This is a genomic window from Vibrio sp. M260112, assembly GCF_036533775.1.
In the GTDB taxonomy this organism is placed as follows: Bacteria; Pseudomonadota; Gammaproteobacteria; order Enterobacterales; family Vibrionaceae; genus Vibrio.
The window spans coordinates 1-23,971 of sequence record NZ_JATABH010000033.1; the positions used below are offsets into that span (position 1 = coordinate 1).

Genomic DNA, 23,971 nt, shown 5'->3' on the forward strand with positions numbered 1-23,971 from the left:
AACGTTCTGTTCAAATCCCAATTTACACTCAGATTAGACGTAACTTAAAACTCTCTACTCATTCTATTATCCATAATGCTGATGAAATTATTGCAAAAGGTCTGGTACCGAATTTAGGTAAGCGTATAGCGAATGTGGCGATTGGTATCGCGACATCTCGTGGAGTTGGTTACGTAGGGCTAGTGCTTGGTGCAGCAAGTGGTACGAAGAATATTTATGAAGCCTGTTCTATCGATGGTTCAGGAGAATGCGGCAAAGTTACCGCTCGTGAAATAACAGGATTTCTTGGTGGTGTCGGTGGGGGAACCATCGGTGGAAATATCGCAGCCGGCGGTACTCTTTTGGTATTGGGTATTGTAGGAGTTACCTCTGCGCCTGTGTTAGCGATTGCTTCAATTAGTGCTTTTGTTGCAGGAGGCGCGGTTGGTGGAATTGGCGGCTCAATGTTAGGTAAAGCTACTGGTGACATTATGTATATTGCTTATCAGTGGGGGAAAGATCAGGTTGAAGCTATTCAGGAAAATGCTAGATGATTACATTTAAATTAGTTTTGGCCTTATTTACAGTGCTTATATTTTGGTGTTTTATTATTTGGTGTGTACTCGGTGCGATTATGTTCGCTATGGTTTCATTCGGAAATATTGAACGAATTGTATTTATTGACAAGCAATTAGCTAGGAATTTGGATAAATATTACGATGAGCAAGGATATATGAAATGGAACTATCAAATGTCCTACGCAATTGGAACTCGATTGATGTGTTACTGGCTTGCCTATCCTTTTATCAGACATAGAGTGACCACTAAATCTAAAAAATTCAGACTGTTTATGTGGGTTAATTGTATTGGCAGCTGGATCTTTGTTATCGCATCATGCTTTTCCCTATTGGTGGAATGGCTGGAGACTATAGGTTAATCATTCACTGAAGCTGTACACCGATGAAAGTGGCAAGCAACAAGTCGTTGGTATAGGAAGTGCATACGGTGATCGTGTAGCGAAGCGTAAGGCAGTGCAGCAAGGGCAACACTTTATTGCTGAGTTGGATAATGATATCACCATTACCTGGACACCTGACGGCTCAACCGATGTACTCACACCTGATACCGTCCTCCCCGAGAATGACCAACTGGATGTTCACAATATCTTGGTTCACCCAATTGAAGAGCACGAGCAAGAAATTGGCACGGTTCTCTACCCAGAAGAAGATCTAGTCGAATATATTGTCACCTTCCCTGCGGATGCTGGGTTGCCTCCTCTTTATCTTGTTTTCAACAAACCTACCTCGGGTTCAGCTACGAACCTTAAGTATGTACCAGCTCCAAGAGGGAATCCTCCATTACCTGCATTCCCTGAGGCAGTAAAAGCAAAGAAAAAAACGACAGTACAAGGTGGGGGCAAGTTAAGAGAACGATGGAAAGACAGAAAAGGTCGTATATATGAATGGGACTCTCAGCATGGAAACGTTGAGGTATATACAAAAAATGGAAAACACTTAGGTGAGTTTAACCATATTACTGGGGAACAGACGAAGGATGCAGATCCTTCACGGAAGGTGGAAAAGTAATGAAAGTTGTAGTTGAAGCGTTTGACAAGAAAAGTGAGCTTTTAGTATCAGAAATCGAGGTGAAAAGTTCATATATTGATGAGGTTTCGAAATTACTAGGTTTAAGCGACGATGATCTCCGTTTTCTTTTAGCTGGTGCTGGCGGGTTCGATATCTCGATTGAACAAGTAAAAGCAATCGAAACGATAATTTGTGAAAGTTTTTATAGCTCTCAATGTGACTATCAACTTGGTACAAGTTAACTTACTTGTTAATAGATAACACATACATTAAATCGGTGCGTTGGGGCAAATGTACACCGATGAAAGTGGCAAGCAACAAGTCGTTGGTATAAAAACGGGGGAAGGAAGTGCATACGGTGATCGCGTGGCGAAGCATGAGGCGGTGCAGCAAGGGCAACACTTTATTGCTGAGTTGGATAATGGTATCACTATTACTTGGACACCTGACGGCTCAACCGATGTACTCACACCTGATACCGTCTTACCCGAGAATGACCAACTGGATGTTCACAATATCTGGGTTAGCCCAATTGAAGAGCATGAGCAAGAAATTGGCACGGTTCTCTACCCAGAAGAAGATCTAGTCGAATATATTGTCACCTTCCCTGCGGATGCTGGGCTCCCTCCTCTTTATTTAGTCTTCAATAAACCAAAAGTAAAGCCATTGGAAGTCGGAACTTACGGTGAGTTAGCACCTAAAAGTAAAAAAGATGGTATGGATATTGACCATATTCCATCTCAGGCTGCTTTAAGAAGAGCAACAGAAAGTGCATTGCAGGGGCAAGCTCTTACTAAAGAGGAAGAACGTACGTTAATTAATACTGCTGCTGCAATTGCTATACCTCAGGAGGTTCATCGAAAGTGTAGTGAAACATACGGTGGTAGAAATCAGGCTGATAAGCAGAAAATTGATGCAATGGATATAAAATCGGCGGTTGACTCTAATTTTGACGCTATTAAAGAGTGTTTGAAAAATGAAGGCTATAGTGATGAAGATTTAGAAAAGGCCAGAACTCAACTACATGAAATTAATATTAAAAATGGTTGGTATTAAATGAGCGCGTACAAAAAATTTCTCGGAAAGAAATACAATGAATTACTAAAACAGGCGAACTTTTTAGCTTTGATTGGTGGTAATGTTCCAGAAGTATTGAACTCTAATAGTGATGCATTTTACATATGTGTTGGCTCATCTGGTATCGAGTTTAGGTTTGATCGCCAAACTTATGAGCTAACTACTGTTGTCGTGACTAACTCAGCTTTTTATGAGGATGAGCTTAATTTGGTAGAAAACCGTTTTCAGGTAAGAAATGTTCTTGGTTTACCGTCAAATGAACGGCCTGAGAAAAATATCCCTGTTCTCGGGAGAGTCGGCGCAATGGATGAGTATACAGATGAGAGAGGGGTTTCTACACAAGTAGTGTATAGAGTAGGGTCTGATGATATTGAAAGGGTACATTATCAAAAAAAAAGGAGTATATACCCGTAATCATTGAAGATGCTTGATTTCTCAAGCTCTTCGTATTCACGTATCGACCGTTGCTGGGGGAACCACCAGCGGAAATATCGCTGCTGCTGGCACGCTATTAGTATTGAGTATTGTAGGAGTTACCTCTGCGCCTGTGTTAGCAATTGCTTTAATTGGTGCTTTTGTTGCAGGAGGAGTGGTTGGTGGAATCACTGGTACGGCTATTGGAAAAACCTTTGGTGATATCCTTTATGAAAAGGTCATCGACCTTAAAGAATCGAGTGAAGAGCTTGTAGAGGATTGGCTTTGAGTAATTTTTTTGAACATGCTTATACTATTATTACAGGCATACTAGCTGTATATGTGATCATATGGTCTGTTCCCGCAGTAATTATGAGTGCAATGGTCTCACTAGGAAGCATTGAAAAAATTGTATTTATTGATAAGCAGGTAGCTAAGGATTTAGATAAATATTACGACGACCAAGGGTATATGAAATGGAACTACCAAATGTCCTATTCTATAGGGACTAGATTGTTTGGTTACTGGCTAGCCTACCCATTTATAAGACATAGAGTAACAACTAAATCTAAATGGTTCAGATTGTTTATGTGGATTAATAGTATTGGGATATGGAGCTGGCTTCTAGTTCCTTCCTTATCTTTTGTAGAAAAATTAATGTAACCGTAGTTGTGTGAAATCAACGTACATTCAGCAAAGTTACGATGCGTGTCCGTTTCAGTATGTACACCGTATCCGCCCCATGATCCCACGGGGCGATTTGCTAGTGCTTGAAGTTCCAAGGCAGGAGTGCTTCGATATCTGGCTCTGCTTTCGCCAGCTCTTTCATGCACTTGACCATGTAGTCGTAGAGGATAAGGCCGTTGGCTTTCGCTGTCTCGACGATACTGTATCGCTTCAGCTCCATTAGATTGGTCGAGAAGAGCTTAATTGCGTTAGAGCAAAAGTGGAGACGGCTATGCATCACAAATCGCTGAAATAGGCACTAAAAAGAAATCACTCTAAGATCGTTAACACTCTTTCACCAAAGAAACGACAATATCACCGCTCACTGGTACCGTTTCATCAGCTTGAGCAAGCATTTGAATGTGCTGCTTGCTGTTAACCGTAAACAATGGCACCACTGTCGCTGATTTATACTGCTCTTGGTAATCCTCGTAACCAAAGCTATCACTCAGCTTAGTGTGTTTTATTTCTGCGCCTTGGCTAATCAGACTCGCGAGCTTTTTGTAACTAGTCGTGCCTCCGAGTAGCAAGGAGTAGGCGTGTTCCGAATTATGGCTATGCTTATCCAACCTCTCCTGCTCTTTTTTATCTTGCAGGCTAAACACCTTACGATACCCAAATTCATTCGAGAAATGTACGCTCGCCACCGAGTTTAAGTGCTGATCGGGCGTAACTGCCAACACTTGCCCTATCCCAATCAAATCAAGGTACTCATCGGCATGACTTGAAGTCGGGTTGCCATAATAGCTGTCAAAACCACCCATACGTGCTTTACTAACATAATCCCAGTTGGTATCTGACATAAGCACGCGACAACCGTAAGTTTGAATCGCTTTACCCAATGCTCTCGCCACATCGTTCGCGCCAACGATTAAAAAGCCTCTTGGTGCTGGCTCAGCGACCCCAAGCAGATTGGCAATCGGACGAGCGGTGGCACTTTGCAGCACCACGGTACCGATGATGACCATAAAGATAAGTGGGACAAGTAGGTTGGCTTGCTCAACATTTTGCTGAGTTAGCTTAATGGCAAATAGAGACGACACCGCTGCTGCAACAATACCTCTAGGTGCCACCCAAGCAAGAAATGCTTTCTCTTTAATTTCTAAATTGCTGCGCAAGGTGGATAAGAAAATGGAAGCTGGGCGCGACACCAACTGAATCACGATAAACAGCGCCAAAGCTGCCCACCCAAGCTGAGCAAAGTCACTCAACTCAACCCTAGCAGCGAGCAGAATGAATAAGCCAGAAATAAACAAAATGGTCAGGTTTTCTTTAAAGTGGAGGATATGACTGATGTTGACGCCTTTGGCGTTCGCCAGCCAAATACCCATCACGGTTACTGTCAATAGACCCGATTCGTGTGCTAGGTAATTGGATAAGGCAAACACGCCTAACAAGATGGTCAGCACAGCAAAAGGCTGTAAGTACTCTGGTAGCCAGTGGCGCCGTATCATAGATGCAACCAACACACCTGCGGCGATGCCGACAGAAAAGCCAATCACCACAATCAAACCAAATACCGCCAAACTGTGCATTTGACTGTGCGAGACAATGAACTCGTATACCATCACTACAAACAGCGCGCCTAGAGGATCAATAAGTATCCCTTCCCAACGCAAAATATTGGCGAGCTTCGAGCTCGGTCTGACCGTTCGTAGCAAGGGAACTATCACGGTTGGCCCAGTGACCACCGTCAGGCTCCCGAACAAAAATGCCAGCGCCCAATCTAGGCCTAATAAATAATGCGTCGCCACGGTAGTAATAATCAATGACACCACAGCGCCGATCGTTACTATGCTCCAAACACTCTTACTTATCCCTTTGATCTGCTTAAAATTGAGCGTCAAGCTGCCTTCAAAAAGAATCACTGCAACCGCTAAAGAGATAACTGGAAAAAATAGATCCCCCAACGCTTCTTGAGGAGAAAATAGACCAAGTACAGGCCCCACTAACAAGCCTGCTATGAGTAGAAACAAAATAGCGGGAAGTTTTAGCTGCCATGCAACCCATTGGCAAATCAAACCCAGTAAGCCAACACTAGCGAGGGTTAGTGCAATCGTCTCCGAAGTCATTGAGTATCCTTATAACGAGCGAAGTAGAATTTTCTATACTAAACAGTGGGTAATAATTAGACAACAACGCCAAGTAAAACCAAACCATTACTGTTTGCTTATAGACAGTTAAATAAAAAATGGCTCTAAAAATAGAGTCCTTTATACCGAATCAACTTGAAGATGCAGTGTATAGAGACTAGAGATATGAACAATTACAAAGATTAGGGATCAAGTGGGAAGTCTTGGGATTGAGTGGGATCATAAATAGGGATGAAGCTAGGAATGACGCGGGGTTTGAGGTCTTTGTATCTTGAACCCCGCTTCCTTTTGTGGCTTTTGAGCTGTTCTGGTCGTTTTGAGCAATCCTTTAAAATTAGCCTGTTTTGGTCTGTTAAATTGAGCACTAAAGTAAATGTCGAAACGTAGCTTTAAAACTAGTTTAAAGATTTAAATTTTAATCTCCAATGTCTTTAGCAATGTGAACTACTTGGCCGACTACTTCAAACTGATGTTGATCTTCCTTTGGTATGTCTAAAGGGCTATAGAAGCTGTTGTCGCTAATTAAGCGCCAGGTGCCTAGCATGCTTTGATAACGCTTCACAAATAGCTCGTCGCCGTTCCTGAAGATATATATATGACCATCCGCTGGTTTGTTTCTGCCTAGGTGTACCACCAACGTATCATTGTTATGTATCGTTGGCTCCATGCTGTCACCCTTGGCCCAAACGATCGCTAAGTCTTTTTCGTTAAACCCTCTGTACTTCAACCATTTACGCCTAAACGCCAAATATCTCGTTGGTTCTAGCTGATCAGGGTTTAATGAGCCATGGCCCGCAGACACTTGAATTCTGTATCCTGGTATCAGTGCGAATTCTGAAAACATTTCTTCCGCATTGATATGGGAGTTATATCTGTCAGGGTTTTGATCTTTTACCGAATCAATTACCTCTCTGTCTTCTCGTTGTACATACACAGCTTCGCCTGATGAAGATACAGTCACTAGATATTCAATACCAGAACCCTGAACGCCTTCCTGTTTACGTGACCTCCATCCTTCACGCTTTGCCTTTTTATGAACTCCTGGACCTGAACTCGGCATTCCTGGGAGTTTGCATATGTCCTTAACGGACATCCATTGGTTATTCAAAATTCACCTCTTTAGAAAACTAAGTTACTTAAAAAGTTTCTAATTATTGAAAAACAATAAGTTGTCGATTTTCAACAACTTACACGGGTTTATGAAAAGCTCATTGAAAAACTTTTAAAAAACCTTTTGGCAAACTTCAGTTTTCCAATAATCTAATAATCAGAACAGTTAATCAAAAACGATTATTAGTTTCCTAATAGGGTAATTCAGAAACAGGAGAAAGGAAATGATTCAACAGGATTGGCATCGAGCTGATGTTATTTCCGCTCTGAAAAAGAACGGTACATCAATGGCAGCCCTTTCACGAAAAAACGGACTAAGTAGTGGCTCTCTCTACAACGCATTAGTGCGCCCTTGGCCTAAAGGTGAGCAAATCATCGCTGATGCCTTAAATAAAGAGCCTGACGAAATTTGGCCAACTCGTTACGTAAATTTTCAGAAAACTGCGTGAGGTTTAGAACATGGAATGGATAACTGCCAAAGAGCTAATTGAACTTCCTGGTGTGCCTAATTCTTCTGTTGGTATTCGAAAAATGGCGGAACGTGAAGGTTGGGAGTCGAGAAAGAAAGTAGGAGTTCAAGGTAAAGCGATTGAGTTCTCAATCAAGTCTATACCTGCGGTAACTCAAACAGCCTTTTACAAGCGCGAAGGCAAAATCAAACTTGGCGATCAAATTTTGGTTCTTCCAAAAGAGAAAAGCCAGAAGACTTACTGCCGTGAGGCTCTTTGGGCTCGTTGGAGTAAAACCAACAACGCTGCTAAAGAGAAAGCTCAACAGGCGCTGCGCACTGTTCAAGCCGTGCATGCTTTACGCAAGAACGGCATCAAATTAATGGACGCTTACGAATCTGTTTCAGAAGAGTATGGCGTGGCACTTTCAACACTTCGCCGCAGCTGCGCGAAGGTGAAAGGCATTGATGAATGTGATTGGGCTCCAGCTCTGCTACCCAAGCACTTTGAAGTAGCGCAAACCAAGAAGGCAAAACAATTTGCTTATATCACTCCAAATGCGTGGGAGTTCTTCAAGTCGGACTACCTAAGTCTAGAACAGCCCACCATGACAGCCAGCTATGAACGCCTAAAAGATGCCGCTGTGCATCACGGCTGGAAAGTGCCGAGCTTGAAGAGTCTAAGCCGCCGTCTTGAACACGAAGTACCAATTCAACAACGAGTTCTATTACGTGAAGGTGAACATGCACTGCACCAAATGTTCCCACCGCAAGAGCGTACTGTTGAAGGGCTTCACGCCTTGGAATGGATTAACGGCGATGGTTACCAACATAACGTTTTTGTTCGTTGGTTCAATGGTGAAATTCTTCGTCCTAAAACGTGGTTCTGGGCAGATGTATACAGTCGAAAAATCGTGGGTTGGCGTTGTGACCTGAGTGAAAACACAGACAGCATTCGCTTGTCACTGATGGATGTGTGCGAGAAATACGGCATTCCTAAAGAGATCACACTGGATAACACCAGAGCAGCTGCCAACAAGTGGATGACAGGCGGCGTACCTAATCGTTATCGCTTCAAGGTTAAAGAAGATGACCCTCTAGGCATTATCCCAATGCTGAATATCAAGCTGCACTGGTCAAGCGTAATTCTGGGCAAAGGTCATGGCCAGGCGAAACCTATAGAACGTGCGTTTGGTGTGGGTGGCATTGAGGAATACATCGATAAGCATCCCCTTTGTCGAGGTGCCTACACGGGCCCGAACCCTATGGCGAAACCTGACAACTACGGTAGCAAGGCGATTGATGCGGAAGACTTCCTAAACGCAATAGCTCAAGGCGTAGAAATGTATAACGCCAAAGAAAACCGCAATACAGAAATCTGTAAAGGGTTTATGAGCTTTAACCAGGCATTTAATGCCAGTTATGAATCAGCCCCTATTCGTAAAGCGAGTTCTGAACAGCTTCAGATGATGATGTTGCAAGCTGAAGCTGTGCGTGTTTCTCGTCATGGCACGATTTCACTGGATGCAGGTGGAAGCCTAAAAGGACGCAAGAACCGTTACTACCACGATTCGATGATGAATTACATCGGTCAAAAGCTCGTTGCTCGATTCGACCCTCTCAAGCTGCATGACTCTGTAGAGATTTACACCCTCAACGGTGTGCGAGTTTGTACTGCGGACTGTCTTGAAAAAGTGGGCTTTGGCGATACGCAAGCTGCTCGTGAGCACAAACGTAAACGCACTCAATTTACCAAAGCTAATAAAGCAGCAGCGCTGGCTCAAACAGAAATGGATGCATTGGAAGTTGCCGCCATGATGAAGCCGCTGGAGGAAGAAGTCATCCCTGAGACCAAAGTGGTTGAGCCATTTAGACCAATATCCATCGGTAATACCGCTCAGCAAGTTCAAGTCGATCATGACATCGATGAAGACTACGAAAAGAACTTCAGTGAGAGCGTTGCCTACTTGATGGAACAGCGCAAGAAGAACCGCCTTTAAACCGAATTTAAACATAGAACAAACGGAGAATAACTATGACAAGCAACGTCGTCACCCTTGGCAATAGTGAAGCCAAAAGCACAGACACTCTTATGCGAGTGAAAGCGTTGACAGAATCCAAAACGGTTCCTGCTTCGCAGATAGCGAAAGAGATCAGCGTTTCACCTGCCACCCTAAGTCAGATTTTGAATGGTTCATACAAAGCTGACCCATCAAAAATGATCGACAAGCTAGAGAACTGGCTGCGCATGCGAGACCAGCGCAATGCCACTCCGAGCGTTAACCCTGGCTTTGTTATGACGCAGACCGCGAAACAAATTACTGATGACCTGACCTACGCCCAAGTGACTGAATCCATCGTGGTTATCTTTGGCGCATCCGGTGTGGGGAAATCTGAAACCCTGCGTGAGTACAAACGCAATAACAACAATGTCTGGATGATTACAGCCAGCCCAAGCCGCTCAAGCCTGACAGAGTGCCTTTACGAACTTGCAATGGAACTGGGCATGGATGACGCGCCGCGTAGAAAAGGCCCGTTGTCACGTGTGATTCGTAACCGCCTTATGGGGAGCGAAGGCTTAGTCGTTATCGATGAAGCCGATCACCTTGATTATCCAACGTTGGAAGAGCTGCGCATTCTACAAGAAGAAACCGGAATCGGCATGGTTTTGGTTGGCAACAACAAAGTCTACACGCAGCTGACGGGTGGACGTCGAAACGAAGATTTTGCGCGTTTGTTCTCTCGCATTGCCAAGAAGCGCGGCATCCACAAAACCAAATTGGCAGACGTTCGCGCCATTGCAGATGCCTGGAATGTCAATGGTGAAGCTGAACGTAGTTTGATGGTGCAAATCAGTGAGCGTCCAGGTGGCCTTCGACTACTAAGCAAAACCCTAAAACTAGCGGCCATGTTTGCTAAAGGCCAAAGCATCAATGAGCAAGTGCTGCGTAAAGCGTTTGCTGAACTGGAAACCAATGAGTGAGGTGTGTGATGGGAATTGAAGCAAAAGTGAAATGTGACGACAGACATTGTGAAGCCGAAGTCAATCTAGTGGCTCATGACTTTTCAACAGCTGAAATTCAATTTTATGACCTTGAAGAACAAGGTTGGTCTATTGACCGAGATGGAGTGGATTTATGCCCAGAGTGCAACCCCAATTTTGATAGCGATAAAGCACGTTATGAACAAGCTTTGAAAGTCGCTGAAGAGTTGATTGTTAAGCAGGACTTAAACCCAACGGAAACGTCTCTGTTAAATGAAGCAGTGAACTTCTGTGAGAAATATGAAGCGAAGCAAGGATGGTAACCAATGATGAATCCTCATGAAAAACAGATGGCTGTTCTGACCGCACGAGGCCGATTGACCTTAGCTGACTGCTTTATTTTGCGAGTCAATTACGCGCCAGCGATTCCGGTTATAGAGATTGCAAACCCGTCACAAAAGCTTATCGACAAAGCGGTAGCGGTGATGGAAATGCGCCACGGCACATTGAACAAAATGTTCGTGGCTCGCTTTAACAAGTGCCTTGTTCGTTGGTGGTCTGGAGAGTGTCAGCAATACGTTGGCAACACAGTTATCAACTCACAAGAAAACAAATATGCAAATCCAACTTACCAATAAGAGAAAGAACATGACTGACCAAACCCAACTACCTGAAGGCTTTCGTACAAACGCACAAGGCCACTTAGTACCGGAAAGCCAAATCAAAGACATCGACAAGTTGCGTGATGATGTTGTGCTGCAAATTGTTGAATCTGCTAAAGCAACTCAAGCTGCGATGGCAACCTTCAAAGGTGAAGCAATGGCTCAAGTTGCGGACTTTGTAGACTTAAGCTCTGCCGAGTTTGATGTGAAATACGGCGGTACAAAAGGCAACGTCACACTGATGTCATTTGATGGCAAATACAAGATCCAACGCTCGATTGGTGAACACCGAATTTTCGATGAGCGCATTCAGGCTGCAAAAGCAAAAATTGACGAATGTATTACCCGCTGGTCTGAAGGCTCTAGCGACCAAATTAAGGCGTTGGTTGAGCTGGCTTTTCGCGTCAACAAACAAGGTCATATCGATGTCAATCAGGTGCTCTCGTTACGCCAATTAAATATTGATGATCCTGATTGGCTTGAAGCCATGGACGCTATCGCGGACTCAATACGTGTGGTTGGTAAAACCCCATACCTGCGCATCTATGAACGTCATGGTGATGGTCAATACAAACAAATTGCTCTCGATATCGCGAAGCTGTAACGGGGTAAATATGGAAGTACCGACTCGTTATGGACACATCACTGTCACCCGTCATGCGATTGAACGCTGGCGACAAAGGGTTGGACGCAACGAGTGGGATTTGATTGGGGCGGTGCTTAAGGCTCGCCGCCCTACCAAAAACCAACTGCGTCGGATCATGAAACGGGAAGCTGGCTGGCGACCAAAACGAATTCTTGAATGTGAGCATGCCTACTTCCTTCTTAGAAACAACCACATTGTGACCGTTTACGATAAACGGAATGGAGAACATCACTATGTTTGAATCGAATTTCTATATGGATGCTGCGACCAAAGCTGCCCATGCAGAGAGAACAGGGGCATTTACTTATGCGGAGCAACTTTGGGAAAGCGCTGCCTATTCTGCGGTGAGCAAACTCAACCGCCATTGGGCGCAAGCTAGAGCGGATTTTTGTCGCCGCCAATATGACCTTAGTCAAATCGAAAACTGGGAGCATGAGGTGGTCAATGTTTAACGAACTGCAACGATCATTTACCACACCTCATAGCTTCAGAGCATTAGAGCGTGAAGTCGAAATGGCAGAAGCACTCATTGAGCATGATGGCACTGCTTTCCCAGACGCCAGTTTTGAAGAGGGTTATATCGCAGCACTGAGGTTTGTACTTAACCGTCAAGGTTCAAATGTGAGAGAGGAATTTGAGGACTTGATGGATGAGCTCAACAGCAAAGGCGAAGCGGCCTAACCAACTAATCAAATACATCATGGCCCATCGTCGATGCGACCAACAAGAAGCAGAAGTATGGGCAGATAAACATTGTGGGGATTGGCGAAATACGCCACTCCCCAAGGCTAAAAGAATTGAATCTATTTCAAGCAATGAGAAGGAGTGGGACTGATGAGTGACATTAAAGGCACACCAATTACAAAAGAGATGTGGAAAGCGATTGAAGAGGAACTATCACGTGGTTGGTTTCTCAGCATTCGATTTGCCTACATGGGCTATGAAATTTCTGTTACTCGCGTGCGTATCGATGAATCGAAAACATGCCTTCAAGTCTATATCGATGACTTCATCAAAGGAGATTGGATCAGCTTTAAAGACGGTGGCATTGAGTTCAGTGACGACGCACCGAAATGCCTTGCTGAAGTTTGGGGACAAAAGAGCAAATCCAAATATTCCCCTTCTTACAAAAAGAAGTTGGAAAAGATTTATGGCAAACGTCGATTCAAGAAAGAGTTTCCTGATGCAGACGACAAGTACATTTTCTACGTCCCTAACTTCTCTAAAGCTTCTGTCCTTTGTCGCCAGTACAAAAAGCTAAAAGGCATCACACTTCTTCAGGCTGAATGTTTGGCCGAGGTCGAAGCTTAAGCGAAACAAGCGAGGGTATCCCTTGCTTGTCTGTCTGGTGTGGTTGCCAGGCACTGATGAGCAGCCAATTTTCATCATGAGGAGGGTTTTATGTTTGGTGAATACACACCGCTAATGAAGCCTGGTTTATTACAACGTCGCTTAGCAAATGGAAAAGCCATTCTGGATGAGTGCTTAGGGCTTCAAAAGTATTGTCCTCATTGCCAGGAATACTGGCCTCAAGACACCCTTTTTTGGACGCCAGCAACCAGAGAGCCTGATGGCCTTCAGACATGGTGCAAGGCTTGTCAGCTTGAATACAAAAATGCCAAACGCAAAGCGGCTTAGGAGGGAGTATGTCTAATCTACTCAAATTAATTCAAATCGGTAAGCGTGATCTTGTAATGGATGACGATGTGTACCGCGATATGTTGGAGCAAGAAACAGGTCAACGCAGTGCTAAGAACTTGAGCCAGTGGCAACTTAGTAAAGTGCTTGAACGCATGAAAGCGCTAGGCTTCAAACCAAAACATAAACCAACTAGGAACGGGAAACCAAGAGCGCCAGAAGTTGGAAAGATAAAAGCGATTTGGATCACCATGCATAAGCAAGGATTTGTGCGCAATGGAAATGATGCTGCTATTGATGCTTACGTCCGTCGAATGACTACACGCATGAATGGTCGAGGTATCGAACGAGCAAACTGGCTCAAATCTCATCAAGCGGCTGAAGTGTTGGAGTCTTTAAAGAAATGGCATTACCGATTAATGGCTGAAGCGATCACTTCTAAAGGTGGTCGATTACCCACAAATGACGACTGTACTGGCCCAGCTGGCTACAGCAAGCTAGCCATTTTTTATGAAGATAATTACCAAAAAACGGCTTAACATGCCCACGATATGAACCTTGTCATATACTACCAACACCTCGCAATGCGGGGTGTTTTTGTATTTACGGGAGGGTACAGTGATGAATGCTGAAGAGAACGGCGATCTATTTGGCTATGCCAATGTCAGCCTTGAGGAAGTTGAGAAGCTGGCAGATAACGAAGAAGCGCAACGTTGGCCTGAAGCTATGCGTCAGATTTACGCCATGTTCAAAGATGAACTGGTGAAAAGTGAGGCAGACCCGAAGCTTGCCGTTATTCTGTTAAATCGAATCTGTAAGGAGTTCGGTGGTGTTCAATTGTACCTTCCCCGTGGGCGACAGCTTGAATCTGAGATTATGAACCTTTCTATTTGGCATGAATTTAAAGGTGATAACGTGGAAGAGCTGTCACGTAAATACGACAAGAGCATGCAGCATATCTATCGAGTAGTTGCTAAAATGCGCAAACGTGAAATTAAGAATAGACAACCAGATTTGTTTTAAGGAGAAAAGAATGACCGTATTTGACTTGCTTGTAGCAATAATAGTTGGATTTATAACAGCATTTCCAATTTGCCGAATAGCGAAAAATCAGGGAGTCAAGGCCGACTGGTGGGTGATGTTAGTATTGGTTTTAATACCTGTCATCCAAATACCATATTTATATTGGATAGCCTTTAAAAAGGGACAATAGTATGAGTGCCACCAATAAAAAAGATCTACAGTACTCATTTTCTCACTTCGCTTCTATCTTTGACATCCCCTCCGATTTAAGGCAAAAAATGGAATCGATTATTTGGGATAACATCAACAACAAAAGAGTCGCAGTGAAAAATTTGGAAGCATTACTTCCTAATACATGGACATCTCAATCTGCGCAAGATGCCTTAATTGCTCGCGGTGAACGATTTCCTTACCTTAAAGAGCAATTAAATTTCATTGTTGGGAAGATTATTTGTCTGGCTCATATCAACCGCCAGTTCAGGGATGCCACCAATACAAAATCTGCATTACCTTATCTAAAAATTAAACAAGGCCCAACAATAATTGAGTGCCCTATACACTCCAGCTTTTTTGGAAAACTGTATGAAGTTAGCGATGACTTTTGGTCGAACTACCCTATAGGGAAAGACATAGATTGCAGTTGTACCGTACGTGGTATTACCAAGTACGAGTTTAATAATTCACATTAATTCATCTATCGCCTAAATAAAAAGCACAATCAGCTTAATGTCACTGTTAACTGGTTGTGCTATGAAAACCCTCACATTACATCGTAACTACTTTCCTCATGGCGTCTTTTCTTATCTGTGTGATGAGAACGGAAATGCCATTCTTAAAACTATCGAGCGCCCTTGGAAAAACAACCAAGCGGGCATTTCTTGTATCCCAGAAGGCACTTACGACCTATTGCCTCATAACAGTCCGAAGTTCGGCAAGTGCTACGCCTTGGAAGCGCCAACACTTGGCGTCACTCGACACGGCCCTTCGCAACGAACTCACATTCTTATCCATGCTGCAAACCGAGCATCTCAACTTGAAGGATGTATTGCACCTGGTATGGACTTTGGTGTGGTCAATAATGAATGGGCGGTGATCAATTCCCGTACTGCCTTCGACTATTTGATGGCTCACCTTGGTGGTGAAAAAGCTCAACTGATCATACGCCGAGCATAACCATGGGCCGCAATTGGGAATACTCAAAACAGCAGGGGCGCAAGAAGCGCCTCGATGCTGAAATGCAAGCGTTCAAACATGGCATTCCTGTCCCAAGTGTTCCCCCACTATTTAGCCACGATGCCACCATGCAAAGTTATTTCGAAAAGGCATGGAGTCGTGTTTCTCAAAGTGAAATCAACCGTCACCTTGGTTTAGCCAAAACGCCGGAAGGCAATGACTTGGTTTCAAAAATTAGGAGCTTTAGAGAATGTCACTTTCACTCATCGCGGGGGTAGCCTCGCTCGCAATGGAATATGGCCCTGCGGCTATCCGTGGTATCTCATCGATGTTTGGTGGAAGTGAAACCGCCGATAAGGTAGCCGATGCGGTTGAAAAAGCCGATGCCATGTTTGGTGCCACGAAGGAACAAAAAGAGATGGCGGTAACTCGCCAGTTGCAAGCCCTACCGCCAGAGTCCTTAGTGGAACTTGAGAAGCTCAAAGTCGAGCTGGAAAAACAAAAGACCCGCCGTATGGAGTTAGAGCTTGATGACAAGCAAGCTGAGCACCATGAAACTCAAACCACTATCCGCGCTGGTGACAGTGCTGAAGATGAATATGTTCGTCACACTCGACCTTGGGGTTGCCGCCTCAGCCTTTATGCTGCGATTGCTTACATCTTTCTGTTCGAAGTCTTAGAGGCGTTTAGTAAAGGCACAGGTGCGAACTGGGAAATTGCGGCTGGATTAATGGCCCCGTTCCTCACCTATCTTGGCTGGCGAAGCGCAGATAAGCGTGGAATGACACCAGGCACGGGCTCTATGGTCAGTGATGCACTTAAGGCGGTAAAGCGTAAATGACAGACCAGTTTGATAAAGCCCAAGAGCTTGAAACCACTTTCAGAGAAAAAGCGATCGCTCATCATCGAAGCCGCCAAACAGAGCAGCCAGACGAAGATGAGCATGGAAATCGATATTGTCTGAGCTGTGGTGGAGAAATTCCACCACAAAGAATTAAAGCGATACCCAATGCGGTTCGCTGCGTCAGTTGTCAATCACTAAGGGAGCCAGTGTATGGAGTGGCTTAAGGAATACTGGGCTTTGATTTGGGCAGCGGTGCTAACGTTATCGCAGATTGCCAACATGCTGTTGACAAAAACGTTCGCCCGAAAAGAAGACCTTGAAAAAGTGAGGCGCGACGTGGATGAACTACAAGCGAAAATTGACCAGTTACCTACGGATGAAGAAGTGAATCGCCTTCGTCTGGAACTGTCGGAAATGCGAGGTGAGCTGAAGGAACTTAGAGCTGAGCTTAAGCCCATCAATCACCTTTCTCAACTGCTTTTAGAACAACGTTTAAATGACGATAAATAGGAATTTATATGGCCTTTAAAGACTTATTAAAAGAAGACCAGCGCCTTGTCATTCTTCGTTCCTTGTATGAGATGGCAGGTTATGAAGCCAATGAATCGATTTTGGATTCATGCCTTGATGCTTACGGTCATAAAATCAGCCGTGATGCGGTTCGTACTCACCTCTATTGGTTGCAGGAACAAGACTTGATTGGCTTGCGTGAAGTGGCAGGTTGTCAGATTGCGACCCTCACAGGGCGAGGTGAAGATGTGGCGACAGGTCAGGCTATTGTGCCAGGCGTAAAACGACCACGCGCACAATAGGAGCAAGATATGCAAGCAGCCTCTAACCGAAAATCTAAGGTAGAGCTTCTACCTGAAGACATTCGAAGTGCCCTGAATACCTTTATTCGCAGCGGTAGCATGACCCAGAAAGATATTCGTGAAGCCGTCAATCAGATGATTGCTGAAGCAGGTTTACCTGACGATGCCAAATTGAGCCGTTCGAGCTTTAACCGTTATGCAAAACGCATGGAAGATATGGGGGCTCGTCTTCGCCAGTCTCGTGAAGTCGCTGAGGTATGGATCACCAAGTTGGGAGAGGCTCCCACTTCTGATGTGGGTAAATTGCTGCAAGAGTTTGTGCGCACCATGGCGTTCGAGACCTCAATGAAGCTGATGGAAAGTGCCGACCAGGACGGTGAAGTGATTGCTCCCAAAGCCCTTAATCAGCTAGCACTTGTGGTGCAACGTATCGAGCAAGCCGCTATGACCAGCCATAAAGTGGAAAAAGAAATTCGTGAAGCCTTTGCACAAGAAGCCGCCGAACAAGCGGAGAAGATTGTGAAGCAAGCGGGTATCACAGCCAAGACCGCAGAAGATATTAAGAAACAAATATTGGGGATCGCATGATGAGTGAACATAACTTAGTCACCGTTGGCTTTTTCCTTATGTCTGGATGGTGGTTTTGCTTAATAAGATTCTACCCAAAAAACAGAAAGACCTGCATCTTCTACGCGCTTGGCTCTTTTGCACTTGGTGTTTTCGGCCTGTGTTTGGCAGGTTACAGATTATGGGTGGCGTAGTATGGAAATTCCTTCCTGGCTGATTTACTTCTTTTTGATTTGCCTTGCTGCTACAGCAGGGCTGTTTGTTTGGTCGGTTGGCATCATTTACCAACTGTTTATGGAGGTGGAGAGTAATCGTGATGAATACTGAGAAATACGATGAAAACGATGTGTTGCTTCCCTACCAGAAACGATGGGTAGCGGATGAATCACCACTAAAGATAGCGGAAAAAAGCCGACGGACGGGTATCACCTGGGCGGAAGCATCTGATGCGGCATTGACCGCTTCAAAGTCTCGAAGCGCAGGTGGCACAAACCACTTCTATGTGGGCTCAAACAAAGAGATGGCACGTGAATTTATTGATGCAGTTGCCATGTGGGCCAAAGCATTCAATTACGCGGCCAGCGATGTCCAGGAAGAAGTGTTTCTCGATCAAGATGGTGACAAGGAAATCCTTACCTTTGTGGTCAACTTTGGTTCAGGGTTTAAGGTACAGGCATTATCAAGCAATCCTTCTAACCTTCGTGGTATGCAAGGCAATGTGACCATTGATGAAGCCGCGTTTCATGAAAGGCTGGCAGAAGTATTAAAAGCCGCACTCGCTTTGACTATGTGGGGCGCAAAGGTGCGCCTTATCTCTACCCACAACGGTATAGAAAACCTTTTCAATCAACTCATTATTGATAGCCGAGCAGGTAAGAAGCGCTATTCCATCCATACCATTACGCTTGATGATGCGTGCCGAGATGGACTTTACAAGCGTATCTGTCAGGTTAAAGGGATGACCTGGAGCGTTGATGCTGAAGAGAAATGGAAGTCAGACTTATTGCGAGATACCGCCACGGAAGAAGACGCTCTGGAAGAGTATTTCTGTGTCCCTAAAAATGGCGGTGGAGCTTACATTAGCCGCAGTCTTCGCGAACGTGCGGCAAGTTTAGAAAGTGCTAAGGTGGTACGCTTTACTGGCTCGATGGCCTTTAACAGCGCAGGTGAAGCTGAGCGCATGCGTGAGATGCAAGAGTGGCTGGTTGAACACGTTGGCCCCTTACTCAAAGCCTTACCTGGTCACCTACGTCATTCACTGGGTGAAGACTTCGCACGTAGTGGTGATTTAACGGTCTTTGCTCCGGTGACCGTTGAGGATGATACCCGCCGCACGGTGCCGTTCTTAGTCGAGCTGGCGAACGTACCATTTAAGCAGCAAGAGCAAGCCCTTTACTATATCTGTGATCGCCTTCCTCGTCGTGATGGTATTTTTCTCGATGCACGAGGTAACGGTCAATATCTCGCAGAACAAGCGCATTACAAGTACGGGGAAGAAGTTCAGGAAGTCATGCTCTCTGTCGCTTACTACCGTGAGAACATGCCAAGGTTCAAAGCGGCCTTTGAAGATGATGAGCTTAAGCTGCCAAAACATGAAGATGTGATCACCGACCTGGGGCAAATCCAAATCTATCGTGGTGTGCCTGGTATTGATGACAAACGCACCACAGGCAGTGATGGCAACAAGCGACATGGTGATAGTGCGATTGCGATTTTCCTTGGGTTCTTAGCCTCTAAAGCTGACCTTACCCGTTATGAACTGCACACCATTAAAGCCAGTGGTGATGAAACGCACCGCTCTTTCTATGCCACCGCAGAAGAAAACAACCGATTTGACGACATGCCACACCAAGACTTGCGTGGTAAAGGAATTCGATTATGACCCAAATACTAGACACCAAAGGCAACCCAATTAAGCCAGACAAGAACGTCCTGGCGGAAGACATCGCCAAGGCATACACCACGAGCATTCGTAACCCAAGACCTGCCAGTGTTGCCAACAGCATCAACCCTCAACGTTTGGCGGGATTGCTAAGAAGTGTTATCGATGGCAACAATCCTGAAGATTACATGACATTGGCTGAAGAGATGGAAGAGCGTGATTTGCACTATGCAGCCCAGCTGCGCACACGCAAGCTAGCCGTCGCGGCCATTGCACCGACTGTCGTTGCCGCCAGTGAGGACAAAGCCGATTTGGAGATGGCCGAACGTGTTCGTGCCATTATGGATGATGACCAAATTCCAGAGCTGTTTTTTGATCTGCTTGACGGTTTGGGTAAAGGGTTATCGGTGGTGCAAATCCTCTGGGATACCAAAGCGACCCCATGGAAACCGGAAGACTATAAGTGGGTAGACCCACGTTACCTGCGCCAGGACAGTGACACACTACAAGAAATTCTACTCATCAGTAATGATGCCCCAAGTGGTGAACCATTAGAGCCTTACAAGTTTATGGTGCATACCCCTCGATCCAAATCTGGCAGCGTTTGGCGCAATGGTCTAGCGCGTTTAGTGGCGGTGATGTATATGCTCAAGTCATTTACCGTGCGTGATTGGTGGGCATTTGCAGAGGTGTTTGGTATCCCTGTTCGCGTGGGTAAGTATGGGCCTAACGCCAGCTCTGAAGACATCAGTACCCTAGTCAATGCGATTGGACGCATTGCCAGTGATGCAGGTGCAGTGATCCCCGAATCGATGAAGCTGGAGCTGATTGAAACGGCGAAAGGCAATGGGGGTAACACCCTGTTTGAAAACATGGCCCGTTGGTGTGATGAGCAAATCAGTAAAGCGGTCTTAGGTCAAACCATGACGGCAGATAATGGCAGCTCTCAATCTCAGGCTAATGTGCATAATGAAGTGCGTATGGACATTGCTGAGTGGGATGCCCGTCAGCTCCAGTCCTGTATCAATGAATATTTGGTTAAGCCTTACATTATCCTCAATTGGGGTGTACAAACCCACTACCCGAAAGTACGTATCAAAATTCCTCAACCAGAAGATTTGAAGATGCTGGTTGATAGCATTACGCCTTTGATTGATCGCGGTTTGAAAATCTCCGCATCGAGCGTTCGTGAGAAGTTTGGTTTATCAGAGCCCGATGAGAATGAAGAAGTGCTGATGCCTACTTCAGCAATCCTGGCGCAAACCATGCCAGCTGCCATGAACAGCCAGCGTAGCCGACTGGCGATAAACCGCGTCAGTAAAACAGCAGACGCGGAGATGAACGAGTTAACTGATGAAGCCATGGATGAGTGGGTGGAAGTCGGTGCCGAGTTTATGAATCCCATTATTAAGTTGGCGTCAGAGTCAGACAGCTATGAGACTTTCTTAGCCCAGCTGCCGAGCCTACAAGATGAATTAGGCGCAGAGCAGTTCACTGAGCAGATGGCGCAGTTTATGTTCCAGATGCGCGGCTATGGGGACGCCAAAGATGCCTAAAGACATTGTGCCCAAAGAGGCGCTGGAGTGGTTCAAAGCGAAAGGCATTGAGCCAGGCTTTGATTATCGTGACGTATGGAATGAAGAGCATGCGAATGCTTTCACCGTCGCTAAGATGCTCAATGCTGACTTGCTGGTTGAAGTGAAGGCCATCGTTGAAGAGGCCATTGAACAAGGACAGACGTTCGAGCAGTTTCGTGATGTGCTAAAACCTTTACTGGTTGAGTCTGGTTGGTGGGGCATTCAAATCATGGATGATCCATTGACCCAAGAATCCAAACCAGTGCAACTGGGCAGTGAAGGTCGGATACGTACCATTTACAACACCAATATGCGCACAGCTCGTGCAGCAGGTCAATGGGAGCGCATTGGACGAACCAAACGCGCCATGCCTTATTTGCTCTATCAGCTTGGCCCTTCCATGGAGCATCGTATTGATCACGTGAGATGGAAAGACACACTACTGCCTGTGGATGACCCATGGTGGAATCAGCACATGCCACCGAACGGTTGGGGATGTAAATGCTGGATACGGCAAGTTTCTCAATTTGAGGCTGACAAGCTGATCGCCTCCGGTAACGTCTCGACCACTGCGCCAGAGGATGGCACCAAGCAGTGGGTAAACAAGCGAACGGGAGAAGTGGAAGTCTTGCCAGAAGGGATTGAGCCAGGTTGGAATTACAACCCTGGCAAAGCCCGTCAGGAAGCGATGCAAGCTGACCTTGCAAAGAAAGAAGCGAAAATGCGCCAAACGCTCTCTAATGGCTCTTAGTGCCTTTACGGCTGCAATGACTCGTCTTAAAATCTTCTAATCAATCTGGAGCGATTTAAACAGGGTTTAAATGTGGTTATACTACCTTCTGTTAACTTAAAGTTATCAGCTAAACTTAAACCGTGCATAGGATATAAAAATGACTAAAAATTCGAACGTCAAAAACAATGGCAATCAATCACCAAACTCTAAGCCATCGACTGAACATTATGACATCAATGAAAGCTATGGTGATAAAGCTCTGAATCGAGAATTACCATCGGGAGACAAGGTAAACACGATTATGCAAACGACAGCGACTCCACCAAGACCTACAGGTAACCCAACCAAAAAATAGTGAGAACTGTATGAGCGATGTAGATAGAACCTCAATCCAAGAAGATGATCATGTGCGTCATTGGGATTTGTTGTGGAATACTCAACTTGGTATTCGTTATCACATGCATATGCAGAATTGCTATTCTCGGTTTGGTAAATTTGTCACCGCCTTTTCTTTACTAATGAGTTCTGGTGCATTTGCTACCATTTATCAGAGTAATCTTGATATAGCTAAATGGCTTGCTTGCGCAGTTGCATTAGTTCAAACTCTTGAATTAGTTGTTGACTCCAAGTCAAAAGCAACCTTACATGCATCTCTCAGGCAAAAATACTTACAACTAGAGCTTGATTTGTCTGGTCGAGATTTCCTTCTTTTGGAAGAGGAAAAACTCCTTAAGGCGAAAAGGTTCGCGATTGAAATCGAAGAACCTCCAGTGATTAAATCGCTAATGGACTTATGTAATAATGAACTGGCTACGGTCTATAAACTTGGCGACGAATGTAAAGTCAAAATGGGTTGGTTCCAAAATTTAAAAGCGACCCTATACAGTTAAAATCTCCTCTCTCATCCTTCTTCGAATTAAGTAATTTGGGTTAATTAACCTGAATTGCTTTTTTTTTGCATTCTTAACTCCACAGACAAGTCCATATCAACCCACTCTCGAAAGGAGGCTGATATGTAGTTTCTACACATGGAGTTATTAATGAGTACCACCGCCCTTACAGCACTCTGTTTCAATATGTCGGAAGCTCAGATATCGGATGATGGTATTTGGCTTCCCTTAGTTCCGAAAGGAATTTTTACGGGTGTTGATGGACGTACCTGGAATAACTCCCAACCTGACCTTGTTGTCGCCCGCTTTAACAAGAAACGCCCATTCGATGTTGAGCATTCAACTCACATCAAAGCCCCTAAAGGTGAACCTGCACCTGCTTATGGTTGGATATTGAAAGTAGAGAACCGAGATGGCGAAATTTGGGGTTATACCGAATGGAATGAAGATGGACAAAGGTTGATAGATGGTAAGAACTACGCCTTCTATTCTCCGGCCTTTGGCTTTCTGGGTGACGGTACTGTTACGGCGATAGCAAGTAGTGGGCTAACCAATGACCCAAATCTAGATGTTCCAGCTCTCAATCATAAAGAGGATAGAAAAATGCCCTTATCACAACTCATTCGTGATGCGCTCGGATTAGGTGATGAAGCCACCGAACAAGAAGCAGCAACAGCGATTAACTCTCTTAAATCAGAGAAAGAAGTCGCGCTTAATCGTGCTAACACACCAGATCTGAATAAGTTTGTACCGAAAAACACCTACGACGTTGCTCTCAACAGAGCGACTGAAGCGGAAGCGAAATTGGAAGAACTAGCTCTGCAAGAAATCGATGGCATTGTTCAGGCTGCCATCGATGAAGGCAAAGTCGCACCAGCAGACAAAGAGATGTATGTCGGGCTTTGCAGTAGTGAAAAGGGTCTGGAGCAGTTCAAAAAGTTTGCCGAAGGTGCACCTCAAATAGCAACCAACCGCAAGGTTGAAACGCCAAAAGATAAAGGTGGCAATGTGAAGCTCGAAGATCACGAAATTGCTACCTGCCGCAAGATGGGTATTTCTCAAGAAGATTACCTGAAGCAAAAAGAAATGCTGAGTCAAGGAGAATAAT

The 23,971-nt window shown here is 45.0% G+C and carries 36 protein-coding genes, 1 other RNA gene and 4 pseudogenes; 38 read left to right on the plus strand and 3 right to left on the minus strand.

Annotation, left to right across the window (positions count from 1 at the left end; genetic code table 11):
* The 8 genes and pseudogenes from QTN95_RS13670 to QTN95_RS13705 all read left to right on the plus strand — a co-directional run.
* A pseudogene (locus QTN95_RS13670) lies at positions 1 to 533 on the plus strand (hypothetical protein); the annotation flags it as partial.
* The gene (locus tag QTN95_RS13675; RefSeq protein WP_331417851.1) at positions 530 to 916 is read left to right on the plus strand and encodes a hypothetical protein; all 387 of its coding nucleotides are present in this window, start codon (positions 530 to 532) and stop codon (positions 914 to 916) included. The pseudogene QTN95_RS13670 and the gene QTN95_RS13675, both read left to right, overlap by 4 nt.
* Positions 917 to 929: 13 nt before the next feature.
* Positions 930 to 1,565: pseudogene (locus tag QTN95_RS13680) on the plus strand (colicin E3/pyocin S6 family cytotoxin); the annotation flags it as partial.
* Positions 1,565 to 1,807 (plus strand): DUF7683 domain-containing protein, encoded by a 243-nt coding sequence (locus QTN95_RS13685; protein WP_331417852.1) that lies wholly within the window; start codon positions 1,565 to 1,567, stop codon positions 1,805 to 1,807. The pseudogene QTN95_RS13680 and the gene QTN95_RS13685, both read left to right, overlap by 1 nt.
* A gap of 49 nt (positions 1,808 to 1,856) precedes the next feature.
* A pseudogene (locus QTN95_RS13690) lies at positions 1,857 to 2,621 on the plus strand (S-type pyocin domain-containing protein); the annotation flags it as partial.
* Positions 2,622 to 3,056: a hypothetical protein gene (locus QTN95_RS13695; RefSeq protein ID WP_331417853.1), complete on the plus strand. Its 435-nt coding sequence runs from the start codon at positions 2,622 to 2,624 to the stop codon at positions 3,054 to 3,056.
* A gap of 13 nt (positions 3,057 to 3,069) precedes the next feature.
* Entirely contained in the window at positions 3,070 to 3,345 is a 276-nt protein-coding gene (locus QTN95_RS13700) for a hypothetical protein (protein ID WP_331417854.1), read from the plus strand.
* Positions 3,342 to 3,719, plus strand: a complete 378-nt coding sequence (locus QTN95_RS13705; RefSeq protein WP_443088793.1) for a hypothetical protein — start codon at positions 3,342 to 3,344, stop codon at positions 3,717 to 3,719. Before QTN95_RS13700 ends, QTN95_RS13705 begins: the two co-directional genes overlap by 4 nt.
* A 100-nt stretch (positions 3,720 to 3,819) precedes the next feature.
* Here the strand turns inward: QTN95_RS13705 and QTN95_RS13710 are convergent.
* From QTN95_RS13710 to QTN95_RS13720, 3 genes and pseudogenes are all read right to left on the minus strand, one after another.
* Positions 3,820 to 3,981, minus strand: a pseudogene (locus QTN95_RS13710) (transposase domain-containing protein); the annotation flags it as partial.
* An 85-nt stretch (positions 3,982 to 4,066) separates the two neighbouring features.
* Complete coding sequence (locus QTN95_RS13715; protein WP_331417855.1) at positions 4,067 to 5,854, minus strand: cation:proton antiporter; 1,788 nt, start codon at positions 5,852 to 5,854, stop codon at positions 4,067 to 4,069.
* Between the two features lie 436 nt (positions 5,855 to 6,290).
* Positions 6,291 to 6,983: a helix-turn-helix domain-containing protein gene (locus tag QTN95_RS13720; protein ID WP_331417856.1), complete on the minus strand. Its 693-nt coding sequence runs from the start codon at positions 6,981 to 6,983 to the stop codon at positions 6,291 to 6,293.
* A gap of 226 nt (positions 6,984 to 7,209) precedes the next feature.
* On the opposite strand from QTN95_RS13720, the gene QTN95_RS13725 reads away from it, so the two are divergent.
* The 30 genes from QTN95_RS13725 (at position 7,210) to QTN95_RS13870 (ending at position 23,970) form a co-directional block, all read left to right on the plus strand.
* Positions 7,210 to 7,434: a helix-turn-helix domain-containing protein gene (locus tag QTN95_RS13725; RefSeq protein ID WP_331417857.1), complete on the plus strand. Its 225-nt coding sequence runs from the start codon at positions 7,210 to 7,212 to the stop codon at positions 7,432 to 7,434.
* 10 nt (positions 7,435 to 7,444) lie between these two features.
* Positions 7,445 to 9,433, plus strand: coding sequence for a transposase domain-containing protein (locus QTN95_RS13730; RefSeq protein WP_331417858.1), 1,989 nt, complete (start codon positions 7,445 to 7,447; stop codon positions 9,431 to 9,433).
* A gap of 35 nt (positions 9,434 to 9,468) precedes the next feature.
* Positions 9,469 to 10,416 carry an AAA family ATPase gene (locus QTN95_RS13735; protein ID WP_236109942.1) on the plus strand — a complete coding sequence of 316 codons (948 nt, stop codon included), beginning with the start codon at positions 9,469 to 9,471 and terminating at the stop codon, positions 10,414 to 10,416.
* 8 nt (positions 10,417 to 10,424) lie between these two features.
* Positions 10,425 to 10,739 (plus strand): hypothetical protein, encoded by a 315-nt coding sequence (locus QTN95_RS13740; protein WP_331417859.1) that lies wholly within the window; start codon positions 10,425 to 10,427, stop codon positions 10,737 to 10,739.
* A 3-nt stretch (positions 10,740 to 10,742) separates the two neighbouring features.
* The gene (locus QTN95_RS13745; protein ID WP_331417860.1) at positions 10,743 to 11,054 is read left to right on the plus strand and encodes a hypothetical protein; all 312 of its coding nucleotides are present in this window, start codon (positions 10,743 to 10,745) and stop codon (positions 11,052 to 11,054) included.
* A gap of 10 nt (positions 11,055 to 11,064) precedes the next feature.
* Positions 11,065 to 11,682, plus strand: a complete 618-nt coding sequence (locus tag QTN95_RS13750) for a DUF3164 family protein (protein WP_331417861.1) — start codon at positions 11,065 to 11,067, stop codon at positions 11,680 to 11,682.
* A gap of 10 nt (positions 11,683 to 11,692) precedes the next feature.
* Positions 11,693 to 11,965, plus strand: a complete 273-nt coding sequence (locus QTN95_RS13755; RefSeq protein ID WP_331417862.1) for a hypothetical protein — start codon at positions 11,693 to 11,695, stop codon at positions 11,963 to 11,965.
* The gene (locus QTN95_RS13760) at positions 11,958 to 12,176 is read left to right on the plus strand and encodes an ANR family transcriptional regulator (protein ID WP_331417863.1); all 219 of its coding nucleotides are present in this window, start codon (positions 11,958 to 11,960) and stop codon (positions 12,174 to 12,176) included. Before QTN95_RS13755 ends, QTN95_RS13760 begins: the two co-directional genes overlap by 8 nt.
* Positions 12,169 to 12,405 carry a hypothetical protein gene (locus QTN95_RS13765; protein WP_331417864.1) on the plus strand — a complete coding sequence of 79 codons (237 nt, stop codon included), beginning with the start codon at positions 12,169 to 12,171 and terminating at the stop codon, positions 12,403 to 12,405. The genes QTN95_RS13760 and QTN95_RS13765 overlap by 8 nt, the downstream gene beginning before the upstream one ends.
* Positions 12,406 to 12,558: 153 nt before the next feature.
* Positions 12,559 to 13,035 (plus strand): hypothetical protein, encoded by a 477-nt coding sequence (locus QTN95_RS13770; RefSeq protein WP_331417865.1) that lies wholly within the window; start codon positions 12,559 to 12,561, stop codon positions 13,033 to 13,035.
* Positions 13,034 to 13,105: hammerhead ribozyme type II (locus QTN95_RS13775), an RNA gene on the plus strand. The genes QTN95_RS13770 and QTN95_RS13775 overlap by 2 nt, the downstream gene beginning before the upstream one ends.
* A gap of 20 nt (positions 13,106 to 13,125) precedes the next feature.
* Entirely contained in the window at positions 13,126 to 13,362 is a 237-nt protein-coding gene (locus tag QTN95_RS13780; protein ID WP_038229014.1) for a hypothetical protein, read from the plus strand.
* An 8-nt stretch (positions 13,363 to 13,370) separates the two neighbouring features.
* On the plus strand, positions 13,371 to 13,901 hold the full coding sequence (locus QTN95_RS13785) for a gp16 family protein (RefSeq protein ID WP_331417866.1): 531 nt from the start codon (positions 13,371 to 13,373) through the stop codon (positions 13,899 to 13,901).
* 82 nt (positions 13,902 to 13,983) lie between these two features.
* Positions 13,984 to 14,385 carry a Mor transcription activator family protein gene (locus tag QTN95_RS13790; RefSeq protein ID WP_331417867.1) on the plus strand — a complete coding sequence of 134 codons (402 nt, stop codon included), beginning with the start codon at positions 13,984 to 13,986 and terminating at the stop codon, positions 14,383 to 14,385.
* A gap of 10 nt (positions 14,386 to 14,395) precedes the next feature.
* Positions 14,396 to 14,575, plus strand: a complete 180-nt coding sequence (locus QTN95_RS13795) for a hypothetical protein (protein WP_331417868.1) — start codon at positions 14,396 to 14,398, stop codon at positions 14,573 to 14,575.
* Position 14,576: 1 nt separating this feature from the next.
* A complete protein-coding gene (locus QTN95_RS13800) occupies positions 14,577 to 15,074 on the plus strand; it encodes a hypothetical protein (RefSeq protein ID WP_331417870.1) in 498 nt (165 codons plus the stop codon).
* 61 nt (positions 15,075 to 15,135) lie between these two features.
* Positions 15,136 to 15,558 (plus strand): DUF5675 family protein, encoded by a 423-nt coding sequence (locus QTN95_RS13805; protein ID WP_331417871.1) that lies wholly within the window; start codon positions 15,136 to 15,138, stop codon positions 15,556 to 15,558.
* 2 nt (positions 15,559 to 15,560) lie between these two features.
* Positions 15,561 to 15,836, plus strand: coding sequence for a hypothetical protein (locus tag QTN95_RS13810; protein WP_331417872.1), 276 nt, complete (start codon positions 15,561 to 15,563; stop codon positions 15,834 to 15,836).
* On the plus strand, positions 15,809 to 16,399 hold the full coding sequence (locus QTN95_RS13815; protein WP_331417873.1) for a hypothetical protein: 591 nt from the start codon (positions 15,809 to 15,811) through the stop codon (positions 16,397 to 16,399). Before QTN95_RS13810 ends, QTN95_RS13815 begins: the two co-directional genes overlap by 28 nt.
* Entirely contained in the window at positions 16,396 to 16,626 is a 231-nt protein-coding gene (locus QTN95_RS13820; protein WP_236109927.1) for a TraR/DksA family transcriptional regulator, read from the plus strand. The genes QTN95_RS13815 and QTN95_RS13820 overlap by 4 nt, the downstream gene beginning before the upstream one ends.
* Positions 16,613 to 16,912: a DUF2730 family protein gene (locus tag QTN95_RS13825; protein ID WP_038229024.1), complete on the plus strand. Its 300-nt coding sequence runs from the start codon at positions 16,613 to 16,615 to the stop codon at positions 16,910 to 16,912. The genes QTN95_RS13820 and QTN95_RS13825 overlap by 14 nt, the downstream gene beginning before the upstream one ends.
* Before the next feature lie 8 nt (positions 16,913 to 16,920).
* Positions 16,921 to 17,214 carry a VpaChn25_0724 family phage protein gene (locus QTN95_RS13830; protein ID WP_331417874.1) on the plus strand — a complete coding sequence of 98 codons (294 nt, stop codon included), beginning with the start codon at positions 16,921 to 16,923 and terminating at the stop codon, positions 17,212 to 17,214.
* Between the two features lie 9 nt (positions 17,215 to 17,223).
* Complete coding sequence (locus QTN95_RS13835) at positions 17,224 to 17,802, plus strand: DUF3486 family protein (RefSeq protein WP_331417876.1); 579 nt, start codon at positions 17,224 to 17,226, stop codon at positions 17,800 to 17,802.
* A gap of 174 nt (positions 17,803 to 17,976) precedes the next feature.
* On the plus strand, positions 17,977 to 18,108 hold the full coding sequence (locus tag QTN95_RS13840) for a hypothetical protein (RefSeq protein WP_331417877.1): 132 nt from the start codon (positions 17,977 to 17,979) through the stop codon (positions 18,106 to 18,108).
* Entirely contained in the window at positions 18,098 to 19,663 is a 1,566-nt protein-coding gene (locus QTN95_RS13845) for a terminase large subunit domain-containing protein (protein WP_331417878.1), read from the plus strand. Before QTN95_RS13840 ends, QTN95_RS13845 begins: the two co-directional genes overlap by 11 nt.
* A complete protein-coding gene (locus QTN95_RS13850; RefSeq protein ID WP_331417879.1) occupies positions 19,660 to 21,219 on the plus strand; it encodes a DUF935 domain-containing protein in 1,560 nt (519 codons plus the stop codon). Before QTN95_RS13845 ends, QTN95_RS13850 begins: the two co-directional genes overlap by 4 nt.
* Positions 21,212 to 21,991 carry a phage head morphogenesis protein gene (locus QTN95_RS13855; RefSeq protein ID WP_331417880.1) on the plus strand — a complete coding sequence of 260 codons (780 nt, stop codon included), beginning with the start codon at positions 21,212 to 21,214 and terminating at the stop codon, positions 21,989 to 21,991. Before QTN95_RS13850 ends, QTN95_RS13855 begins: the two co-directional genes overlap by 8 nt.
* Before the next feature lie 139 nt (positions 21,992 to 22,130).
* Complete coding sequence (locus tag QTN95_RS13860; protein WP_331417881.1) at positions 22,131 to 22,328, plus strand: hypothetical protein; 198 nt, start codon at positions 22,131 to 22,133, stop codon at positions 22,326 to 22,328.
* Positions 22,329 to 22,338: 10 nt separating this feature from the next.
* Positions 22,339 to 22,863, plus strand: a complete 525-nt coding sequence (locus tag QTN95_RS13865) for a hypothetical protein (RefSeq protein ID WP_331417882.1) — start codon at positions 22,339 to 22,341, stop codon at positions 22,861 to 22,863.
* A 150-nt stretch (positions 22,864 to 23,013) separates the two neighbouring features.
* On the plus strand, positions 23,014 to 23,970 hold the full coding sequence (locus QTN95_RS13870) for a phage protease (RefSeq protein WP_331417883.1): 957 nt from the start codon (positions 23,014 to 23,016) through the stop codon (positions 23,968 to 23,970).
* Position 23,971 lies beyond the last annotated feature (1 nt).

Excerpts from the sequence above, each read along its gene's own strand:
- QTN95_RS13765 (WP_331417864.1), top strand. The coding sequence starts at position 12,169 with ATGTTTAACGAACTGCAACGATCATTTACCACACCTCATAGCTTCAGA.
- QTN95_RS13735 (WP_236109942.1), top strand. The coding sequence starts at position 9,469 with ATGACAAGCAACGTCGTCACCCTTGGCAATAGTGAAGCCAAAAGCACA.
- QTN95_RS13825 (WP_038229024.1), top strand. The coding sequence starts at position 16,613 with ATGGAGTGGCTTAAGGAATACTGGGCTTTGATTTGGGCAGCGGTGCTA.
- QTN95_RS13845 (WP_331417878.1), top strand. The coding sequence starts at position 18,098 with ATGAATACTGAGAAATACGATGAAAACGATGTGTTGCTTCCCTACCAG.
- QTN95_RS13795 (WP_331417868.1), top strand. The coding sequence starts at position 14,396 with ATGACCGTATTTGACTTGCTTGTAGCAATAATAGTTGGATTTATAACA.
- QTN95_RS13830 (WP_331417874.1), top strand. The coding sequence starts at position 16,921 with ATGGCCTTTAAAGACTTATTAAAAGAAGACCAGCGCCTTGTCATTCTT.
- QTN95_RS13805 (WP_331417871.1), top strand. The coding sequence starts at position 15,136 with ATGAAAACCCTCACATTACATCGTAACTACTTTCCTCATGGCGTCTTT.
- QTN95_RS13865 (WP_331417882.1), top strand. The coding sequence starts at position 22,339 with ATGAGCGATGTAGATAGAACCTCAATCCAAGAAGATGATCATGTGCGT.
- QTN95_RS13790 (WP_331417867.1), top strand. The coding sequence starts at position 13,984 with ATGAATGCTGAAGAGAACGGCGATCTATTTGGCTATGCCAATGTCAGC.
- QTN95_RS13840 (WP_331417877.1), top strand. The coding sequence starts at position 17,977 with ATGGAAATTCCTTCCTGGCTGATTTACTTCTTTTTGATTTGCCTTGCT.
- QTN95_RS13695 (WP_331417853.1), top strand. The coding sequence starts at position 2,622 with ATGAGCGCGTACAAAAAATTTCTCGGAAAGAAATACAATGAATTACTA.
- QTN95_RS13800 (WP_331417870.1), top strand. The coding sequence starts at position 14,577 with ATGAGTGCCACCAATAAAAAAGATCTACAGTACTCATTTTCTCACTTC.
- QTN95_RS13715 (WP_331417855.1), bottom strand. The coding sequence starts at position 5,854 with ATGACTTCGGAGACGATTGCACTAACCCTCGCTAGTGTTGGCTTACTG.
- QTN95_RS13750 (WP_331417861.1), top strand. The coding sequence starts at position 11,065 with ATGACTGACCAAACCCAACTACCTGAAGGCTTTCGTACAAACGCACAA.
- QTN95_RS13725 (WP_331417857.1), top strand. The coding sequence starts at position 7,210 with ATGATTCAACAGGATTGGCATCGAGCTGATGTTATTTCCGCTCTGAAA.
- QTN95_RS13820 (WP_236109927.1), top strand. The coding sequence starts at position 16,396 with ATGACAGACCAGTTTGATAAAGCCCAAGAGCTTGAAACCACTTTCAGA.
- QTN95_RS13810 (WP_331417872.1), top strand. The coding sequence starts at position 15,561 with ATGGGCCGCAATTGGGAATACTCAAAACAGCAGGGGCGCAAGAAGCGC.
- QTN95_RS13870 (WP_331417883.1), top strand. The coding sequence starts at position 23,014 with ATGAGTACCACCGCCCTTACAGCACTCTGTTTCAATATGTCGGAAGCT.
- QTN95_RS13730 (WP_331417858.1), top strand. The coding sequence starts at position 7,445 with ATGGAATGGATAACTGCCAAAGAGCTAATTGAACTTCCTGGTGTGCCT.
- QTN95_RS13835 (WP_331417876.1), top strand. The coding sequence starts at position 17,224 with ATGCAAGCAGCCTCTAACCGAAAATCTAAGGTAGAGCTTCTACCTGAA.
- QTN95_RS13780 (WP_038229014.1), top strand. The coding sequence starts at position 13,126 with ATGTTTGGTGAATACACACCGCTAATGAAGCCTGGTTTATTACAACGT.
- QTN95_RS13755 (WP_331417862.1), top strand. The coding sequence starts at position 11,693 with ATGGAAGTACCGACTCGTTATGGACACATCACTGTCACCCGTCATGCG.
- QTN95_RS13850 (WP_331417879.1), top strand. The coding sequence starts at position 19,660 with ATGACCCAAATACTAGACACCAAAGGCAACCCAATTAAGCCAGACAAG.
- QTN95_RS13745 (WP_331417860.1), top strand. The coding sequence starts at position 10,743 with ATGATGAATCCTCATGAAAAACAGATGGCTGTTCTGACCGCACGAGGC.
- QTN95_RS13770 (WP_331417865.1), top strand. The coding sequence starts at position 12,559 with ATGAGTGACATTAAAGGCACACCAATTACAAAAGAGATGTGGAAAGCG.
- QTN95_RS13760 (WP_331417863.1), top strand. The coding sequence starts at position 11,958 with ATGTTTGAATCGAATTTCTATATGGATGCTGCGACCAAAGCTGCCCAT.
- QTN95_RS13740 (WP_331417859.1), top strand. The coding sequence starts at position 10,425 with ATGGGAATTGAAGCAAAAGTGAAATGTGACGACAGACATTGTGAAGCC.
- QTN95_RS13815 (WP_331417873.1), top strand. The coding sequence starts at position 15,809 with ATGTCACTTTCACTCATCGCGGGGGTAGCCTCGCTCGCAATGGAATAT.
- QTN95_RS13785 (WP_331417866.1), top strand. The coding sequence starts at position 13,371 with ATGTCTAATCTACTCAAATTAATTCAAATCGGTAAGCGTGATCTTGTA.
- QTN95_RS13860 (WP_331417881.1), top strand. The coding sequence starts at position 22,131 with ATGACTAAAAATTCGAACGTCAAAAACAATGGCAATCAATCACCAAAC.
- QTN95_RS13675 (WP_331417851.1), top strand. The coding sequence starts at position 530 with ATGATTACATTTAAATTAGTTTTGGCCTTATTTACAGTGCTTATATTT.
- QTN95_RS13855 (WP_331417880.1), top strand. The coding sequence starts at position 21,212 with ATGCCTAAAGACATTGTGCCCAAAGAGGCGCTGGAGTGGTTCAAAGCG.
- QTN95_RS13685 (WP_331417852.1), top strand. The coding sequence starts at position 1,565 with ATGAAAGTTGTAGTTGAAGCGTTTGACAAGAAAAGTGAGCTTTTAGTA.